The organism is Williamsia maris (assembly GCF_024171815.1).
In the GTDB taxonomy this organism is placed as follows: Bacteria; Actinomycetota; Actinomycetes; order Mycobacteriales; family Mycobacteriaceae; genus Williamsia_A; species Williamsia_A maris.
In genome coordinates, this window is record NZ_JAMTCJ010000002.1 from 368174 (window position 1) to 385754 (window position 17581).

Below are 17581 nucleotides of genomic sequence, written 5' to 3' on the forward strand. Positions count from 1 at the left end.
AGGTTTCGAGCTCAGCGATATCGGCGCCCTCAAGTAGATTCCAGATCATCGGCCGACGCCGAGACAGGCGCACTCACGTTGCGGTCGTCCCGCGAGCCCAGGCCCCTCATTGGTATCCGCAGGCACCCGCCCGCGTCGAGTCCTCGAATCGATGATGGGAAACGTACGAGTGGGCAGAGTCGGCTGTGAGATCAGATGCGACTGAACTGACCTGACACTGCGGCCGGACCGCTCGAGCGACAACGGGTAAAAGGATTCGCCCGACCCTGGGCGGGCCGGGCGAATCCTGTTGTCGAACGATGGGTCTGCACCCGCTCAGAAGCCGAAGCTGCCGGATCCGGAGTCGTGGCCGGGGTCGTTGGCCTGATACTGCAGATGGACTTCTGTGTTGGGGGCGGGATCGGTGAAGTTCTCGGTGGAGTAGTTGACGGTGCCGTCGGCGTTGGAGTCAATGCGGGCGGTGTCGTAGAAGTGGTCGCCGTCGGTGTCATGGAGTTCGGTGTCGGCGCGGCCGTCGTTGTTGGTGTCGATGTATTTGTGGTCCCAGGTGCCGTCGGTGTCGAGTTGCACGACGTCGATGCGGCCGTCGTGGTTGGTGTCCCAGGAGGCTTTGTCGGCTTCGCCGTCGCCGTCGGTGTCGGTGTCGGTGACGTCGTTGGTGCCGTCGCCGTTGGTGTCGAGTTCCCACATCTGGCCGGTGCCGTGCGAGGAGCTGCTCGAGGTGTCGGACTCGGTGCTTGTCCGCGATGACGTGGTCGACGATTCGGTCGACCGCGACGACGACTCCGACGACTCCGACGACTGCGATGTGGTGGAGCTGTCGCTGCTGGATTCGGTCGACGAGGTGCGGGAGTCAGAGGTTGCCGGGGTGCCGGTGTCCTCGCTCTGCTGTGACCGCGACGAATCCCGCGAGGTGGAGTCGCTGCCGGTGGTGGAAGTGGAGTCCGTGTCACTCAGGGCATTGGCACGCAGGTCGACGCTGGTGGTGGAATCGGGCTTGCCGTCGCCGTCGGAGTCGACGACCTGGGTGTCGTAGCGTCCGTCCTGGTCGGTGTCGGTCACGATGACATCGATGCGTCCGTCGCCGTCGGTATCACTGGCCCGGACATCGGCGATCCCGTCACCGTTGGTGTCGGCCTCGACGTAGTCGGTGGTCGCCGTCGGTGTCGACGTCGACGTCGACGTCGGTGAGGACTACATCGGTGGTGCCGTCGTGGTTGGTGTCCATCTGCCTGGTGCTCATCGCGTATCTCCCCGGTGCTGGGGAGTCGGTATCGACTCGGACTCAGCATCAGATTCAGACACCCATCCGGAAAGTTCCCGAGGACCGGAAGATTTCTCGAACCCGCGATCGTTCGGCGTCCTCACGCCTCCGTCGGGACGCGAAATCCCCGGAAGACGACCGATGCGCGGGTCTCGAAGCCGAGTCGCCGGTACAACTCGAGCGCACTTCGATTCCCCTCCACCGCATGGAGGAACGACCGTTCGCCGCGTGCCGCGATCCGGCCGACGAGATCGTTGATCAGGTACGCGGCGTACCCGTGACCGCGCGCGTCGGGCGCGGTGCAGACCGCGCTGATCTCGGTCCATCCCGGCGGGCGGAGTCGTTGCCCGGCCATTGCGACGAGTTCGCCGCCGCGTCGCAGTCCGAGGTAGGTGCCCATCTCGTGGGTGCGCGGGAAGAAGGGGCCGGGGCGGGTGGTCGCGAAGAGACCCAGCATGTCCGGGACGTCGACAGCGGAGAGCACGACGAGCTCGGTGCCGGCGGGAGCATCAGCCGCCATCGGCGCATCGCCCTCGTGCACGAACTGCAGACCGGGCAATGTGAAGACCGGTTCCCACTCCGCCGGCGGTTGGGCGGTGCTGCTGAACATGTCCGCGAGCCCTCCGGGCCCGAGCAGACTCGCCAAGTCGTCCCACCGGGAATCGTCTGACGATTCAGCGTCCTCGACGCAGGTGAACGTACTGACCTCGGACTGGTACGTGATCGCCGCGCCGTGGCGACGCATGAGGTGGCGATGATGGCCCTGCAGCGACTCGCGCACGGGGTTGTCCAGTGGATGGCGTCCATCGCGCATGGGACGGCGGCTCCTAATCTGTCGTCGTCCGGGCCACGTGCCGGACCCGACCATTGTGCCCGGGCACGGAGCGGCACCCCCGCACGGCATGACGAGACCGCCTGACGGCCGGGAGGCGATCAGGCGGTTCTCGGTCGTCGAGCGGATCAGATGTAGTGCGCGCGCCCCGGGACGATCCGGGTGTGCACACCGCGTAGCGCACTGATGGCGGCGATCCCGGCGATCACGATGCCGAGGATCCAGAGCCACTGCGCGCCCACGACGAGGCCCAGCGTTATCAGGATCAATCCGAATACCGTCATGACAGAACTCCTCTCGTGGATGCCGATCACGTCATCGGGACAGGCGGTACATTCTCGACTGGTCCGTCGAGCAATGTTGGGGCTCAGGCGTACTCGACGGGCAATCGCTTGACGCCGTTGAGCCATCCGGACCGCAGCCGGTCGGGTTCGGCGGTCTTGTGGATGTCGGGCATGTGATCGGCGATGGCGTTGAAGATCAGGTTGATCTCCATACGCGCCAGGTTCGCGCCGATGCAGTAGTGGGTTCCGTGGCCGCCGAAGCCGACGTGCGGGTTGGGGTCGCGGGTGATGTCGAAGGTGAACGGATCCGTGAACACCTCTTCGTCGTAGTTCGCTGAGCCGTAGAACATCCCGACCCGCTGGCCCTTCTTGATCTCGACTCCGTCGAGCACGAGATCCTCACGGGCGGTGCGCTGGAACGAGTTGACCGGGGTTGCCCAGCGGACGATCTCGTCCGCGGTCGTGGCCGGCCGCTCACGCTTGAACAGCTCCCACTGATCGGGGTTGTCGAGGAACGCATTCATGCCGTGCGAGATGGCATTTCGCGTGGTCTCGTTGCCCGCGACCGACAGCAGGATGAAGAAGTAGCCGAACTCGATCTCGTCGAGGGACTGGCCGTCGATGTCGGCGTTGACGAGTGTCGACACGATGTCGTCAACCGGGCACGCCTTGCGCGACTCCGCCATCTGGTACGCGTAGCCGAGCACCTCGGCGGACGCGGTGGTCGGGTCGATGGTGAATTCCGGGTCGTCGGCGTTCATCATCGAGTTCGACCACTCGAACAGCTTGTGCCGATCTTCCTGCGGAACCCCGAGCAGATCGGCGATCGCCTGCAGCGGCAGTTCGACGGCGACCTGGTGGACGAAGTCGCCCTTGCCGGTGGCGGCAGCTTCTTTGACGATGGTCTGCGCGGCGTCGGCCAGTTTCTCCTCGAGCCCCTGCACGGCACGGGGGGTGAACGCGCGCGACACCAGTTTGCGGAGGCGGGTGTGCGACGGCGGATCGTTGTTGATCAGCAGCGCCTTGGTGATCTCGAGCGCCTCCGGCGGCATGTCGTCCTCGAACCGCATGATGACGCCGTTGTCGTTGGTCGACCACTGCGCGTCGTTCTTGGAGATCTCGCGGATGTGCTCGTGCTTGGTGACTACCCAGTAGCCGCCGTCGTGGAAGCCGCCGCCGGTGCCGGGCTTCTGCGCGTTCCACCAGACCGGGGCGGTCTTGCGGAGTTGTGCGAACTCGTCCACCGGCAGTCCCTTGACCAACAGATCCGGACTGGTGAAGTCGAATCCGTCGTGCATGAACGGGCAGGCAGCCGGATCGAGCGCTGCGCTCGTCATACGATCATCAGAGGTCATGGCGTATTCCCATCGCTATGTGGCCGAACCAGTATCGATACCAGTGGATACGATACCACTGGCACAGGAAGGGTGGGAGTGGCTACACCTGAGATGTCTTCGTCAGGATCCGAGTCGTCCGAATCGACCGATTCGGCGCCCGAGGTGACGGGACAGGCGCGTGGGGGACGGCCGCGTGATGCCACCATCGATGCCCGCGTGCTCCCGGTGGTCCGAGACATGCTGGTCGAGACAGGATGGAACGACTTCAGCGTGCGAGCGGTCGCGGCTCGGACCGGCGTCGGACGGGCCACGATCTCCAGGCGCTGGGGAACGAAGGCCGAACTGGTGCTGACCGCGGTCCTGCGGGATCGGCTCGAGTTCTACGACATCGCCACCGAGAAGCCCGAGGGGTGGATCGACGCGGTCATCAACCAGAGCCGCACCCTGTTCTCCGACCCGGGCCTGCGCGCCGCCATCCCGGGACTGCTGAGCACCTTCGAGTCGGACCCCGCGGTGGGCGAGGCGCTGTGGCAGAGCCTGGCCGGCTCAGCAGCATCGCAATATGCGGACGCGGCCGAACCCGCCGACCGGGAGAACGCGGCCAACGACGCGCTCGCGATGATCCTCATCGCGGCCGGGACGGCGTTCTTCGCGAGTGTGCTGCCCGGCGACGTGACGCCCGAGCCGGTTCAGAAGCGCATCGACGCGCTGCTTCGGATGATCGGCGAACGCGTCGTCGACAACCAGGTCTTCACCGACGACTGAGCGCGCCCGCGATCCAGGCGCAGAAAGGCCGGCGTGAGCACCGACAACGAGATCCCGGCCGAGTCACGGCCACAGGGATGGCGGGCGGCCCTGCGCAACGTTCTCTATGCATCCGTCGGCCTGGTCGGCGGATGGTTCATCGGGCTCGCGGTCTTCTTCGCGGGGCGGATCGGCGTCTCGGTCCTGAACCTGCGTCCCAGCACCGGTGACATCGCGAGCATCATCGGCATGGCGGTATGGACGGTCGTCGCATGGGTCGGAGCGTTCGCGATCGATCGGTACCGACGTCGGTGGCTGGTGCTGTTCGTCGCGTTCGCGGTCGGCACGTCACTGTTGGCCGCGTTCGCGATCGTCGTGGCCATTCCGTTCGGGGCGAGCATGCGGGACTTCGACTAGACCGCCGCACGCCCACCCCGCGGCATCTCAGCGCTTACGGCCCAGCACCACCGCGAAACGCTCATCGGCGTCGGTCCAGATCTGCTCGACGCCGAAACCTGCGGTCGCCAGTTCATCGGTGATGCCGGTGCGATGGAACTTCGCGGAGATCTCGGTGCGCATCTCCTCGCCCTCGGCGAACGAGACGTCGAGGTCGAGGTCCGCGATCCGGACGTCCTGCGCGCGCCGGGAGCGCAGACGCATCTCGATCCACTCGTTCTCGTCATCCCAGACCGCCACGTGCTCGAACCCGGAGAGATCGAAGTCTGCGCCGAGGCGTCCGTTGAGGACGGACAGGACATTGAGGTTGAACTCGGCGGTGACTTCTTGTGCGTCGTCGTAGGCCGGAACGAGTACGGCGGGGTCGATCACCAGACCGACGCCGATGAGCAGGTGCTCGTCGGGGCGCAGCGCGGCGGCGATGTCGGCGAGGAACGACGCCCGCTGCTCGGGAACGAGATTGCCGAGCGTTCCGCCGAGGAAGGCAACCGTGCGGTTGGGGTGGGCCGGGATAGAGGAGACGGTGTCGGTGAAGTCGCTGACGATGCCCGCGACATCGAGACCTGGATACTCCTGCACCAATTCATCGACCGCGCCCTGCAGCGCGGTCACCGAGACGTCCTGCGGGACATAGGTCTGCAGGGTGCCGCCCTTGAGCCCCGCGTCGAGCAGCAGACGCGTCTTCTCCGAGGAGCCCGACCCGAGTTCGACCAGGGTCGTCATACCGGTGGCGTCGACGATGTCGTCGGCGTGCGCAGCGAGGATCGCCTTCTCGGTACGCGTCGGGTAGTACTCGGGCAGTGCGGTGATCAGCTCGAACAGCTTGCTGCCCTGCTCGTCGTAGAACCACTTCGGCTGCAGGTTCTTCGGTGACGCGGTCAGTCCGTCGCGGACGTCGTCGACGAGTGACTGGTCGACGTCGTCGGGGCTGATGTGGATCTCGAGTGCCGGCGTGGACACGTGGTGCCTCCTGGAGGTGATGAGTGAGAAGTCTGTGTGCGGAAAAGCGTTGTGCGGTCGAGTCAGCGGGTCACAACGACTCGACCGTCAGCGCCGAGCGGGTGGCGGTGACGATCGACCGGTCGGGCACCGGGGTCCATCGCGGGTCGTCATCGATAGGTTCCGACGCGACGAGTACTTCGTCGTCGCCGATGAGGGTGGACAGGGAGTGATGTACCGCGGTGGCCCAGATCGTGGTGCCGTCGCAGAGCATCAAGTTCAGACGCGAGCCAGGCCCGGAGATGTCGAGATCCGCGATGACGCGGCGTAACACTTCGGCCGGGGACTGGCTGCGCAGAAGGTGTTTGACGATGAGCCACAGACCCGCCGAGTCGGTGGCGGCCGGTAGGCGCAGCAGATCGGTCACCGGCACCCCCTCGGCGAGCGTCGACAGCGAGGCGGGCCAGTCGGCGACGACGCCGTTGTGGCTGAACGCCCATTCGCCGTCGACGAAAGGGGCGCAGGCGGTGTGGGTGATCGGCATGCCGGTGGTGGCCGATCGGATCGCGCCGAGCACGGCCTGCGACCGGGCGTGCGGGAGGACATCGGTCACCGACGGGTCCGACCAGATCGGGGCGACGCTGCGATGGGACGTGGCGTCCTTGCTGCCCGCGGCGTCGTCGCTGCCGGGCCACCATGCGACGCCGAAACCGTCGGCGTTGGCGACGGCGCTGCACCGCATGTCGGTGGGCGCCCAGGACTGGACGACGAGCGAATGCGAACCGCGGGTGAGGATGTCACCGACACCGACGGCGGGACCGAGATAACCCAGATGACGACACATCTCTCAGGCGACGTCCCGGGCCAGCCGGAAGCCGGAGAAGATCTGCCGACGGATCGGGTGGTCCCAGTTGCGGAACGTCGATCGCACCGCCACGGGATCGGTCCCGAAGGAACCGCCGCGCAGCATCTTGTAGTCGCCGCCGAAGAAGACCTCGGAGTACTCGGGGTAGGGGAACATCGCGAACTCGGGGTAGGCGGTGAAGTCGCTGGCGGTCCATTCCCAGACGTCGCCGAACATCTGCTCCACACCCAGCGCCGAGGCACCGTCGGGGTACGCGCCGATGTCTGCGGGCTCGAGGTGTCGCTGACCGAGGTTGGCCTGCGCCGAGGTGGGATCGTCCTCGCCCCAGGGGTAGCGACCACCGGAGCGTCCGGTGGTCGGGTCGAAGCGGGCGGCCTTCTCCCACTCGGCCTCGATGGGCAGCCGCTTGCCTGCCCAGCGGGCGAACGCCTCCGCCTCGTGGAAGCTGACGTGTACCACGGGCTGGCTGGGGCGCACCGGGTTCCGGACACCGAACGCGCGACGCCACCACGATCCGTCGCTGTCGCGCTCCCAGAACTGGGGTGCCGTCAGATCGGCGGTGACGCGGTGTTCCCACCCGCGCGCCGACCACAGTTCCTGACGTTGGTACCCGCCGTCGGCGATGAACTCCACGTACTGCCCGTTGGTGACGGGGAACCGGTCGATCGCGTAGGTCGGCAGGTACACCCGGTGGGCGGGGCTCTCGTTGTCCAGCGCCCACGGGTCGGTGTCGGTGCCCATGGTGAACTCGCCTGCAGGGACGACGATCTCGTCGCCCGGGACGGCGTTGCCGACCGGCGGCTTCGGCGCGGTCAGCGCCGCCGAACCCGCCCGGAGCTGATGCGTCGCCAACATCGTCTCGTCGTGCTGCTGCTCGTGCTGCGCGATCATCGCGAACGCGAATCCGCGGTCGACGAGCCGATCACCGGTCAGCGGCGTCGAGTCGAGGACCTCGAGGGCGTGCTGACGTACCGCGGCGGTGTACTCACGGGCCTGGGTCGGATCGAGTATCGGGAGTCCCGGACGCGACGACCGCGAGTGCCGGAACGCGTCGTACAGGTCGTCGAGGTCGGCACGGATCGGTGCCCGTCGGCCGACCTCGCGGATGAGCCACAGCTCTTCCTGATTGCCGATGTGCGCGAGGTCCCACACCAACGGGCTCATCAGCTCCGAGTGCTGTGCCCGCAGTTCGGAATCGGACACGGCGTCGGTGAGGCCGGCGGTGCGCGAACGTGCCCTGCGCAGGACCTCCGCGAGACGCCTGCGTTCGATGGATCCGGTGTCGGTCGTGGTCATGACGTGGGTTCCTCTCCTGGCATCACTCCACGGGCGCAACGCGCAGCGGCGGCCCCGAGGATCTCTCGTTCGTCGGCGGCGTCGGTCGCGTCGGCCGCCAGGGTCAGCAACCGGTCTGCGGCCGTCCGCAGTTCGGCGTCGTCGAGCCCGCATCGCGCCGCGCGCGTCCATGCGTCGGCGGTCGGGGCGGCGATCTCGGTGGCCGCCTCGGCGACGGCGTCACCCGACATCAGCGCGGCCAGGGCGGCGATCGGCACGCCCCACAGTCCGTCGGGCTGGCCGTCGAGGTAGCGCACCTCGAGGTACCCCTTGGGGCGAACCATCGGGAAGACGGTGCTCACGTGATAGTCGAGGTCGTCGGCGGTGGGACGGCGCCCGACCCGCTCGTCGAGGCGCCCGTCCATCCAGTCACCCAGGGTGGCGCCCTCGGGCGGCGACCACAGCGTCCCGTCGGCGCATCGGACGCACAGCAGCGGGATGTCGAGTACCCACGCGGTGTAGTCGTCGACGGTCTGGGCCGGCGGTGGGATACGGGTGCGGTCGATCTCGAGCCAGGCTCGCATGCGTTGCGATGCCCAGCGCTGATCGGTCGCGCCGTGCAGGTCGGGAGAGTTCGCGAAGGCCGCGATCAGGGCCGGCCCCATGGTGTGCAGCAGCGTCCATCGTGCGACCGCCTTCTCGACGTCGGCGCCGGCATCGAACGCGACCTGGACGGCGGCGGTGTTGCACATCATGAGCCGGCCGAACTGGCCGCGACGGGCGAAGGTCTCCTCCATGGCGCGGTAGCGCTCGGTGGTCAACAACCGGCGCGGGGGGCGGACGCCGTCGGCGGCACCGCCGACCATCTCGATCCCTCGGGTGGCGAGCAGACCACGGAGTTGTTGTTCGTCGGAGGCCAGGGCCGCGCGGAGCGACGGGGCATCCGCCTCGGGGCTGCTGGAGAGTTCGACCTGCCCACCCGGCTCGACGGAGACGACACTTCCGGAGCGCAGTGGGGTCCCGGGCGAACCGGGGTCGATCGATTGTGGTGCGTGCGAACCGAGGGCTACGGCGAGGTCGGCGAGCTCGGGGCGGGGGGAATCGTCGGTGAGTGCACGGTTCCGCGGTGACGGGTCAGGGCTGTCGACACGTCGTGTGAACCATTCGAGCTCGGCACCGATGAGCGACGGCGGCCCCAACTTGAAGCAGACGCGCGTCAGGTGCGCGGCCGCGGCGGGACGAGAACTGATCTCGTCGGTACTCGTGGTCATCGAATCTCCGTGTCAGGCATGGTCGCGGTATCAGGCGACGCGGGACACCTGGGCTGCTTCAGGTGCATCGGACGTCGTCGTCGGCAACATCAGGGCGCTGCGGATATTCCGGGCACTTCCGCCGATGTTACGGAGTTCTCGGCGGACTGCCGGGACTTCACGAGTGTCCGGTGGCGGTCGACGAGCGCGTCGTTTCGACGCTACCCGAGTGGTCGGACAAAGATCGTGACGGATTCGTGACGCCCAGCGGAAGACTCAGGACGAATCGGGCACCCCCGACATGCGGGGCGCAGACCACGTCTCCGCCGTGCGCGCGGGCGAGAGCACGCGCGATGGGCAGACCGAGTCCGGCGCCGACACTGGCGCGTGACTCCTCGAGTCGGACCAGCCGCTCGAAGATGCGCTCGCGCTGGTCGTCGGGGATGCCGGGGCCGTGATCGGTGATGGTCACCGTCGCGACGGTGTCGGAGACGGACACATCGGCGTCGATGACCCCGCCCGGTGGTGTGACGCGCACGGCGTTGTCGATGAGGTTGGCGACCACCTGCCCGATGCGACCGGCGTCCACCGACACGGGCACGGGCTGCGACCCGGTCAGCTCGATCTGCGCCCCAGGTGTCACCAGACGGGAGCGTTCGGCGGCCAGCGAGACCACCTCGACGAGGTCGACGTCGGCTCGGATCAGGGCGGGATCGGCGTCGATACGCGCGAGGTCGAGGAGGTCGTCGACGAGCCGGGCGGCATGCCGCGACTCCCCCAGCAACAGCTCGGTCCAGCGGGGCAACCGGTCGGGTCGCGAGGTGCCGTCCCGGCTCAGTGACTCCGCCACCGCCGACAACCCGGCGATGGGGGTCCGCAGTTCATGGGCGGCGTCGGCGAGGAACCGCTTCGTCTCCGCCTCGGCGCGGCGCGCGACGTCGGCAGCCGCCCGTTGCGCCGCCTCGGCCGACTCGAGAGCGTCGAGCATCTCGTCCACCGAGCCCGCGGCCCGACCGAGCTCGGTGTCGGGCGATTGCGGTCGGACCCGTCGACCACGGTCGCCGGAGGTGATGCCGCGGGCCACCGCGACCATCGCGTCGAGCGGTCGCAAGGCACGACGGACCGCGATGACCATCGCCAGCGCGGCGATGAGCAGAGTCGCCGCACCCGCACCCGCCATCAGCCATCGCAGCTGGTGACGGACCTGGGTGATCGAGGTGGTGTCGCCGAGCAGCGTCAACGTCGATCCGTCCGGGAGGCGCCGGGAGACCACGAGCGAATCGGTGGCCGGGCGGGGCGGTCCACCACGACCAGGTCCGGCGCCGGGGCCCTGCGGTAGTCCCGACGGGTCGGGGTTCGCGCCGGGCCCGCGACGTCCGCCGTCGGGTGGGATCGGTGTGGGTTCGTCCCCGGTCGCCACATCGTTCGGCAGCTGAGGCGGTCCGCCGTAGACGGTGCCGTCGCTGGTCTGCAGCCGGACCCGGATCGCGTCGCCCTGCAACGCCGACACCAGGTCCTGCGGGCTGTACCCCTGGGCCGCGAGGGACACCGACCGGTCGGCGCGGTCGGTGAGCCGGGCCGAGAGGTCGCTGCGCAGTTGGTGTCCGAGAGCGATGTCGACCGAGACACCGACCACGACGAGCAGGAAAGCGAAGAGCGCGACCACCACGACGAGTACGCGGCGTCGCAGCGATGGGGTGGCGGTGGTGGGCGGGTCGCCGACCCGCGCGGCCGGCGTGCGCCTGCCCGGGGTCCAGCGCGGTCTCACCGGTCCACCCGCAGTACGTATCCGAGTCCGCGCACCGTGTGGATGAGGCGCGGTCCGTGGGCTTCCATCTTGCGGCGCAGCGCGCTGACGTGGACCTCGACGAGGTTCACGTCGTAGGCGTCGTATCCCCAGACCGCCTGCAGAATCTGCGGTTTGGTGACGGTCCGCCCGCGCTGGGTGATCAGGAACTCGGCGAGCCGCAGTTCGGTGGCGGTCACGTCGAGCACGGAGTCGCCGCGGGTCACGGTGCCGGCGTCGGAGTCGACGAGCAGGTCACCGACCGACACTGCGGACTCGGCGCGACCGCGTCGTCGCAACACCGCCGACGCCCGGGCGAGGAGTTCGTCGAGCAGGAAGGGCTTCACGAGGTAGTCGTCGGCGCCGCCGGTGAGTCCGCGTAGCCGGTCGTCGATGTGGTCGCGCGCGGTCACCATGATGATCCCGGCGTCGCACCGCTGACGGATGACCTCGATGAGGTCGAAACCGTCGCGTCCGCCCGGCAACATCACGTCGAGGATGAACAGGTCGGGCCGGCGTCCGTCGATGATCTGCTCGAGATCATCGCCCGACACCGCGCCGTGCGCGGTGTATCCGGCGTCGGCGAAAGCGGCCACCACGGGTTCGCGGATCGCGTCGGAGTCCTCGACGACCACCACCCGTCGTGCGGTGCGGAAGTCCTGCTTCTTGTCGGCCACACCTCAATTGTTGTCACACGCCTGAAGCTGCGCTGAAGAGTTGCTGTCTGTGCCCGGACCTTCAGGGTGACTTCAGACTGCGCCGTCACCGTCGAGGACGTCGAGATCAACCCAACAGACGAAGGAGCACGACGTGGCTGACAAGAATTCCCCCACCAATCCAGACGAGAACCCCACCAGCAGGATGGAGCCGGTCGGCCAGGGTCAGTCGCCGTCGACCGCGCCGATGCAGGGACCGACCGCGTACTCGGCGACCACGCCGCCGCCCGCCGACCAGCCCGCCGACCAGCCCGTCGCGACGCAGTCCCGCTGGTCTCGGATGCGCAACCAGGCCGGCAGCAAGCCGTGGGTCCCCGTGACCGCAGTGGGTGTGGGCGCCGCGATCATCGGCGCCGTCGTGGCGTCGGCGGTGTTCCTGGCCAACCCGGTGCACGAGGACGTGAGCAACGCGTCGTCGAACAGCGCACTGCCCGCCTCGGGTGGTCCGGGCGAGTCCGGGGCACCGGCAGCGCCGGGCGAGTCGGGAGCGCCCGCGGCACCGGACGGCAACGGCGGCCGGCAGGGTGGACCTGCCGGGCCTGACGGCAAGGGAGCACCGGACGCCAAGGGCGGCCCGGACGCGAAGGGCGGACCCGGTGGGCCGGGCGAGAAGGGCGGCGGCCCGATGTGCATGCCCGCCCCCGACGGCAAGGGCGGCCCGCAGGGCGGTCCCGGTGCCGGACCCGACGGCAAGGACGCACCGAAGCCGCCGGCCGCGGGCCAGGGCGCACCCACCCCCCCGGCCGCAGGCCAGGGCGCACCGACACCTCCCGCCGCAGGACAGGGCGCACCGGCACCGGCGACCGGCAAGTGATCCACCGATGAGAAAGACCGGAAGGCGACAGTCCAGCGGGACGTCGTCTTCCGGTCTTTGTCGTCAGTCCGGCGTGCGGTCAGGCCTCGTCGGTTGGTGCCACGTAAGTGTCGGGCTCCTCGGCGGTTTCCTCGTGGCGTTCGCGAGCGCGCTCGAGGTGCTCGCTCACCGGGACGACCGGCTGCTCCGCCGACGTGTCGTCGCCCGTGCTCATGCGGGCAACCCGTTGAGCACCTCGGTGAGCTGCTTCTCGGTGTCGACGCCGACCTTCTCGAAGACGAGCTTCATGGCCGGAGCGCCGATCTTGGCCGCGCCGTGGAGCTCGATCTCGTTGGTGTAGGTCAGTTCCGTGCCCGCGCCGGCGGGCTTGACCTCCATCGTCTCGGTGGAGGTGGCGGTCTTGTTCTCACCCACCAGGACGATGGTGTCGGCGGTCAGGGTCTTGAGCGTGTAGGTCAGTTCGGTGCTGACGCCGGCGATCTTGGACTCGTTGTGCCAGCTCGATCCGATCTTGACCGGGCCGTCGTCGACGCGCACACACTTCTCGGTTCCGGGGTCCCACTCCTCGGCGTGCGAGAAGTCGGACAGGTACTCGACGACCTTGTCAGGCGTGGCGTTGACGGTGAAGGTGCGTGAAACAGTAGGCATCCGTGCTCCTAAGGGAGGTGCGTGAGGGCTTGCTACTGAACCCGGCGTGCTCCTCCACCGTAACCACAGCGTTTCGACCCGCCCCCGGTTTCGACCGGCCGCCGTCTCACACGTGCTCGGTGACGAGCACTGCGGCCGTTCCCGGCGTGAGCGCCTCGGACAGTGCTGCAGCGGTGGCGGCTTCTACACATTAATTAGTTGTTCTAACATTTGGTCTGCGTCCACATCGCGTCCATCCGACCGCCCTAGCGTCCATCGCAGGGGGTCGACGGGGGTCGAGCCAAGGGCGCAGACATGTTCCATCGCTTCACCATTCGATCGGCGGCCACCGTGTCCGTCGTGATCGGCTGCGTCGCAGCCGGGCTCGGTGTCACGTCGTCGGTCGCCGGCGCCACGCCTCCGGCCATCCCGTCGGTCGCGACCGCGAAGTCGGAGCTGGCCGGGTTGTCGGTCGCCACCGAGGGGTCGATGAGCGGCTACTCGCGAGAGCAGTTCCCGCACTGGATCACTCAGTCGGGCGCCTGCGACACCCGCGAGACCGTCCTCAAGCGCGATGGATCGGGGGTGACCGTGGGCAGCGATTGCCAGCCGACCGCGGGGTCGTGGCGGTCGCCGTACGACGGTGTCACCATCGCCACCTCCTCGGGTGTCGACGTCGATCACATCGTCCCCCTCGCCGAGGCCTGGCGATCCGGCGCCGCGTCGTGGACCACCGCGCGCCGCCAGGCATTCGCCAACGACCTGACCAACTCGCAGCTCATCGCCGTGTCCGCGAGCTCGAACCGGTCCAAGGGCGACCAGGATCCGTCCACCTGGCTGCCCCCGGTCAGCTCGTATCACTGCACCTACGCCCGAATGTGGGTCGGATCCAAGCACGCATGGGGCCTGTCGCTGCAGTCGAGCGAGAAGTCAGCACTCACCTCGCTACTGAACGGATGCTAGAGATGGCCGAACTGTCGACGATCGTGACCGCTGCGCCGGGAGGGGTGATGACCGACGAGGTCGGCGTGATCACCGGATCGGTCGAGATCGCCTGTGCGTGCGGCGACGACAACCTGGGTGTCGCTCGCGTTCGCTACGAGGATGCGGGCGAGTGGTACACGATCACCGACACCTCGCGGCCCCTGACCGGACCCGACGAGCTCGACTCGTTTCACCAGTCCGTCGTCGACAAGTTCCGCGCTCAGGCGTAGCTGAACATCCCGCTCGGCGAGAACAGCAGCTACCGGTCCGCAGCAGTCGTGAGCCGTGCATACTTCATCGGGTGACGGACCACCGGGCTTTTCGGATCTGCAGGGTCACCGGCCACGCGGCTTTCTGGTTGCTGATCGTCTCGACCTTGTTCGCAGGCGGCCTCACGTGGCTGGTGGCCGACGATGGAAGTGGCGCGGCCACCTCATTGATCACCGTGCCGAGCAGCTCGGAATCCCTGTTCACCGAAGACGTCGGGCCGATCACGCAGACAGCGGGCGCGCCGGTCTTCGAGACCCGCGTCGCCACCGACGTCGTCTCGGGATCGACAAGCTTCCCCACCTTCTCGCAGATCTCGTTCGCGTGTGCGGCGGTGTTGATCTTCGCGGCGCTGGGCGAGGCGATCCTCATGCGTCGGCAACCTCGGAAGCTCGTCACCGTTGCGATCCCGTTCCTCGTCCTGGCGATCCTCTGGTACGCGACGCCGGGCGCGCGGTCGAGCGTCCGACTGGACCCTGAGGTCGCGTTCCTCTTCGTCCTCGCCGCCATCGCAATCCGCGAGATCTGGTCCCGACGCTTCGCACCCACCCTCACGCCGACGCCAGACGCGCCCGCCACCGACGATCCGTAGCAGTTCCGCTCGCCTGGCGACACGAACTGCTACGGATCTGCGCGTGCGACGTACGGTGGGAGTCTGCCGTGCAACGGTGAAGCAGCGAACAACATCGCCGACGAGAGTGAGGGTCACCATGACCTTTCCGCACCAGAACGAGAAGCCAGTGGGCGAGACCGAGGAGATCTCGGACGAGGAAGCCGCCTACGAGGCCTCCGAGAAGAGCACCGACAAGCGCGACCACGCGGTCGGCGGGAGCAAGGGAACCACCGACGGCCAGTGACACCTGACGACATCGTCGCCACCCTGCGATCGGCGGGATGCGTTTTCGCCGAGGACGAGGCCGCACTCCTGATCGATGCTGCGGCCGGTCCCGCGGAGTTGGCGGCGATGGTGTCCGACCGCGTCGCGGGTCGTCCGTTGGAGTACATCGTCGGCTGGGTTGCGTTCGGGGGCCTGCGAATACACATCACCGACGGCGTGTTCGTGCCGCGTTCTCGAACACATCTGCTCGCGACGCAGGCCGCCGCATTCACCACGGATGACGCGGTGTTCGTCGAGATGTGTTGCGGTGCAGCTGCGGTCGCGGCGGCGGTGTCCGATCGAGTGCCGACAGCGCAGATCGTCGCGTGTGACATCGACCCGTTCGCCACAGCCTGCGCCCGCCGCAACCTGGCGTCCGCGCAGGTGTTCACCGGCGATCTGTTCGACGCGCTTCCCGACACCCTCCGTGGCCGGGTCGATGTGATCGCGGCGAATGCGCCGTACGTACCCACCGATGCCATCGCGACCATGCCGCGCGAGGCCCGGCAGTACGAACCGGTCGCCACGCTCGACGGCGGCCAGGACGGTCTCGACATCGCCCGGCGGATCGTGGCCGGGGCACCGGAGTGGCTCGGACCGGGCGGACACCTTCTGATCGAGACCTCCACCCGCCAGGCGGAGACGTTGTGCGCGGCGATGGCGCAGGGCGGGTTCGACGCCCGCACGGTCACCGACGAGGAGAACGGCGGCACCGTCGCCGTGGCCACCCTTCCGTAGGGTTGATCCCATACCGGTACCGGCAGCTCCCGGCGCCGAGAGCAGCAACGGAGTGATTGATGACGAACACGACCTGCGTGGTCACCGGCGCCACCGGATACATCGGCGGCCGCCTCGCACCGCGCCTGATCGATCGGGGCCATACCGTTCGCGCCCTGGTCCGCACACCGTCGAAGCTCGCCGAAGCCCCGTGGGCCACCGAGGACACCGTCGTCAAGGGTGACCTCTCCGACCGCGAATCCCTGGACCGTGCCTTCGCCGGCGCCGATGTCGTCTACCACCTCGTGCACTCCATGGGCGGGTCCGACGACTTCATGGCCGAGGAGCGCCGCACCGCGACCAACCTCGCCGAGGCCGCGAAGGCCGCCGGGGTCTCCCGCATCGTCTACCTCAGCGGTCTGCACCCGCTCGAGAAGGAACTGTCGGACCATCTGACGTCGCGCGTCGAGGTGGGCGAGATCTTCATCGCGTCCGGCGTCGACACGATCGTGCTGCAGGCGGGCGTCGTGATCGGCACGGGGTCGGCGTCGTTCGAGCTGATCCGACACCTCACCGACCGCCTGCCGATCATGACCACACCGCGGTGGGTGCACAACAAGATCCAGCCGATCGCCGTCCGCGACGCGCTGTACTACCTGGCCGAGGCCGCGACCGTCCCCATCACCGAGAGCCGCACCTACGACATCGGCGGTACCGAGGTCTTCGAATACGGCGACATGATGCAGACCTACGCCGAGGCGGCGGGACTGCGGCGCCGACGGATGGTCGTGCTGCCGTACCTCACCCCGTCGATCGCGAGCCGGTGGGTTCGCCTGGTGACCCCGGTACCCAGCGGACTGGCACGCCCTCTGATCGAGTCCCTGGAACACGACGCGGTGATGCACGAGCACGACATCGACGACCTCATCCCGCGTCCCGAGGGCGGTCTGCTGACCTACCGGCAGGCGCTCGACGCAGCGCTGGACCGGAAACGCCGCGCCGACACCGACAACTCGTGGTCCAACGCCGACGCGTCCGTGCCTGCGGCAGAACCACTTCCGACCGACCCGTCCTGGGCGGGCGAGGACGTGTTCACCGACACCAGGTCGGTGACCACCACCGCCTCACCGGACGCGCTATGGAAGGTCGTCTCGACCATCGGCGGCGACAACGGCTGGTACTCAACACCTCTCGTGTGGTCGGCACGGGCCGCGGTCGACGGCGTGGTCGGTGGACCCGGCCTGAGACGCGGCAAGCCCGGCGACACCGCCGCCGAGGGCGAGGCTCTGGACTGGTGGCGCGTCATCGACGTCGAGGACGGTTCCCTGCTCCGCCTACGCGCCGAGACGAAGATGCCCGGCGTCGCGTGGCTCGAATTGCGGGTCGTCCCCGAGGGTTCCGGCGCACGCCTCGAGCAGAAGACGACCTTCTACGCCCGCGGTCTGGCCGGTCTCGCCTATTGGTATGGCCAGCTGCCGTTCCACAAGGTCATCTTCTCGCGCATGGCCCACAACATCGTCTCGACGGCCGAAGCCGTGCACTGAGGT

Annotated in this window: 22 protein-coding genes; 9 read left to right on the forward strand and 13 right to left on the reverse strand. The window is 68.2% G+C overall.

The features are described from left to right. Positions 1-315: 315 nt before the first annotated feature. The 5 genes from LX13_RS08705 to LX13_RS08720 form a co-directional block, all read right to left on the reverse strand. Positions 316-1062: a hypothetical protein gene (locus LX13_RS08705; protein WP_253660945.1), complete on the reverse strand. Its 747-nt coding sequence runs from the start codon at positions 1060-1062 to the stop codon at positions 316-318. Between the two features lie 58 nt (positions 1063-1120). Then, on the reverse strand, positions 1121-1243 hold the full coding sequence (locus tag LX13_RS23195; RefSeq protein WP_301300778.1) for a hypothetical protein: 123 nt from the start codon (positions 1241-1243) through the stop codon (positions 1121-1123). A 121-nt stretch (positions 1244-1364) separates the two neighbouring features. Next, positions 1365-2078, reverse strand: a complete 714-nt coding sequence (locus LX13_RS08710; RefSeq protein WP_253660946.1) for a GNAT family N-acetyltransferase — start codon at positions 2076-2078, stop codon at positions 1365-1367. 146 nt (positions 2079-2224) lie between these two features. Further along, positions 2225-2380 (reverse strand): hypothetical protein, encoded by a 156-nt coding sequence (locus LX13_RS08715; protein ID WP_253660947.1) that lies wholly within the window; start codon positions 2378-2380, stop codon positions 2225-2227. Positions 2381-2463: 83 nt separating this feature from the next. Further along, positions 2464-3735, reverse strand: coding sequence for a cytochrome P450 (locus LX13_RS08720; RefSeq protein ID WP_301300780.1), 1272 nt, complete (start codon positions 3733-3735; stop codon positions 2464-2466). Between the two features lie 219 nt (positions 3736-3954). Between LX13_RS08720 and LX13_RS08725 the strand changes: the two genes are divergently transcribed. Next, positions 3955-4482, forward strand: a complete 528-nt coding sequence (locus LX13_RS08725; protein WP_253660948.1) for a TetR/AcrR family transcriptional regulator — start codon at positions 3955-3957, stop codon at positions 4480-4482. A gap of 33 nt (positions 4483-4515) precedes the next feature. Next, entirely contained in the window at positions 4516-4878 is a 363-nt protein-coding gene (locus LX13_RS08730) for a hypothetical protein (RefSeq protein ID WP_253660949.1), read from the forward strand. Positions 4879-4905: 27 nt separating this feature from the next. Here LX13_RS08730 and egtD read toward each other — a convergent pair whose 3' ends face one another. The 6 genes from egtD to LX13_RS08760 all read right to left on the reverse strand — a co-directional run bounded on the left by egtD (position 4906) and on the right by LX13_RS08760 (position 11709). Then, positions 4906-5877: an L-histidine N(alpha)-methyltransferase gene (gene egtD / locus LX13_RS08735; protein WP_253660950.1), complete on the reverse strand. Its 972-nt coding sequence runs from the start codon at positions 5875-5877 to the stop codon at positions 4906-4908. Between the two features lie 70 nt (positions 5878-5947). Further along, entirely contained in the window at positions 5948-6700 is a 753-nt protein-coding gene (gene egtC, locus LX13_RS08740) for an ergothioneine biosynthesis protein EgtC (RefSeq protein ID WP_253660951.1), read from the reverse strand. Between the two features lie 3 nt (positions 6701-6703). Then, positions 6704-8017 carry an ergothioneine biosynthesis protein EgtB gene (gene egtB / locus LX13_RS08745; RefSeq protein WP_253660952.1) on the reverse strand — a complete coding sequence of 438 codons (1314 nt, stop codon included), beginning with the start codon at positions 8015-8017 and terminating at the stop codon, positions 6704-6706. After that, entirely contained in the window at positions 8014-9267 is a 1254-nt protein-coding gene (egtA, locus tag LX13_RS08750) for an ergothioneine biosynthesis glutamate--cysteine ligase EgtA (protein WP_253660953.1), read from the reverse strand. The genes egtB and egtA overlap by 4 nt, the downstream gene beginning before the upstream one ends. 157 nt (positions 9268-9424) lie before the next feature. Then, entirely contained in the window at positions 9425-11014 is a 1590-nt protein-coding gene (locus tag LX13_RS08755; RefSeq protein ID WP_253660954.1) for a HAMP domain-containing sensor histidine kinase, read from the reverse strand. Beyond that, positions 11011-11709, reverse strand: coding sequence for a response regulator transcription factor (locus LX13_RS08760; protein WP_253660955.1), 699 nt, complete (start codon positions 11707-11709; stop codon positions 11011-11013). The genes LX13_RS08755 and LX13_RS08760 overlap by 4 nt, the downstream gene beginning before the upstream one ends. Positions 11710-11842: 133 nt before the next feature. Here LX13_RS08760 and LX13_RS08765 point away from each other — a divergent pair, with 133 nt between their 5' ends. Further along, the gene (locus LX13_RS08765; protein WP_253660956.1) at positions 11843-12562 is read left to right on the forward strand and encodes a hypothetical protein; all 720 of its coding nucleotides are present in this window, start codon (positions 11843-11845) and stop codon (positions 12560-12562) included. 79 nt (positions 12563-12641) lie between these two features. Here the strand turns inward: LX13_RS08765 and LX13_RS23200 are convergent, their stop codons facing one another. After that, a complete protein-coding gene (locus LX13_RS23200) occupies positions 12642-12776 on the reverse strand; it encodes a hypothetical protein (protein ID WP_301300783.1) in 135 nt (44 codons plus the stop codon). Next, positions 12773-13210, reverse strand: a complete 438-nt coding sequence (locus tag LX13_RS08770) for a DUF6263 family protein (protein ID WP_253660957.1) — start codon at positions 13208-13210, stop codon at positions 12773-12775. The genes LX13_RS23200 and LX13_RS08770 overlap by 4 nt, the downstream gene beginning before the upstream one ends. Positions 13211-13504: 294 nt before the next feature. On the opposite strand from LX13_RS08770, the gene LX13_RS08775 reads away from it, so the two are divergent. The 6 genes from LX13_RS08775 to LX13_RS08800 all read left to right on the forward strand — a co-directional run bounded on the left by LX13_RS08775 (position 13505) and on the right by LX13_RS08800 (position 17578). Next, positions 13505-14152, forward strand: a complete 648-nt coding sequence (locus LX13_RS08775) for an HNH endonuclease family protein (RefSeq protein ID WP_253660958.1) — start codon at positions 13505-13507, stop codon at positions 14150-14152. Between the two features lie 2 nt (positions 14153-14154). Continuing rightward, entirely contained in the window at positions 14155-14403 is a 249-nt protein-coding gene (locus LX13_RS08780; protein ID WP_253660959.1) for a hypothetical protein, read from the forward strand. Positions 14404-14474: 71 nt separating this feature from the next. Beyond that, positions 14475-15032, forward strand: a complete 558-nt coding sequence (locus tag LX13_RS08785; protein WP_253660960.1) for a hypothetical protein — start codon at positions 14475-14477, stop codon at positions 15030-15032. Between the two features lie 118 nt (positions 15033-15150). Then, positions 15151-15297 (forward strand): hypothetical protein, encoded by a 147-nt coding sequence (locus LX13_RS08790; RefSeq protein WP_188487870.1) that lies wholly within the window; start codon positions 15151-15153, stop codon positions 15295-15297. After that, complete coding sequence (locus tag LX13_RS08795; RefSeq protein WP_253660961.1) at positions 15294-16055, forward strand: putative protein N(5)-glutamine methyltransferase; 762 nt, start codon at positions 15294-15296, stop codon at positions 16053-16055. Before LX13_RS08790 ends, LX13_RS08795 begins: the two co-directional genes overlap by 4 nt. Before the next feature lie 59 nt (positions 16056-16114). Continuing rightward, positions 16115-17578 carry an SDR family oxidoreductase gene (locus LX13_RS08800; RefSeq protein WP_253660962.1) on the forward strand — a complete coding sequence of 488 codons (1464 nt, stop codon included), beginning with the start codon at positions 16115-16117 and terminating at the stop codon, positions 17576-17578. The last annotated feature ends 3 nt before the right edge of the window (positions 17579-17581 follow it).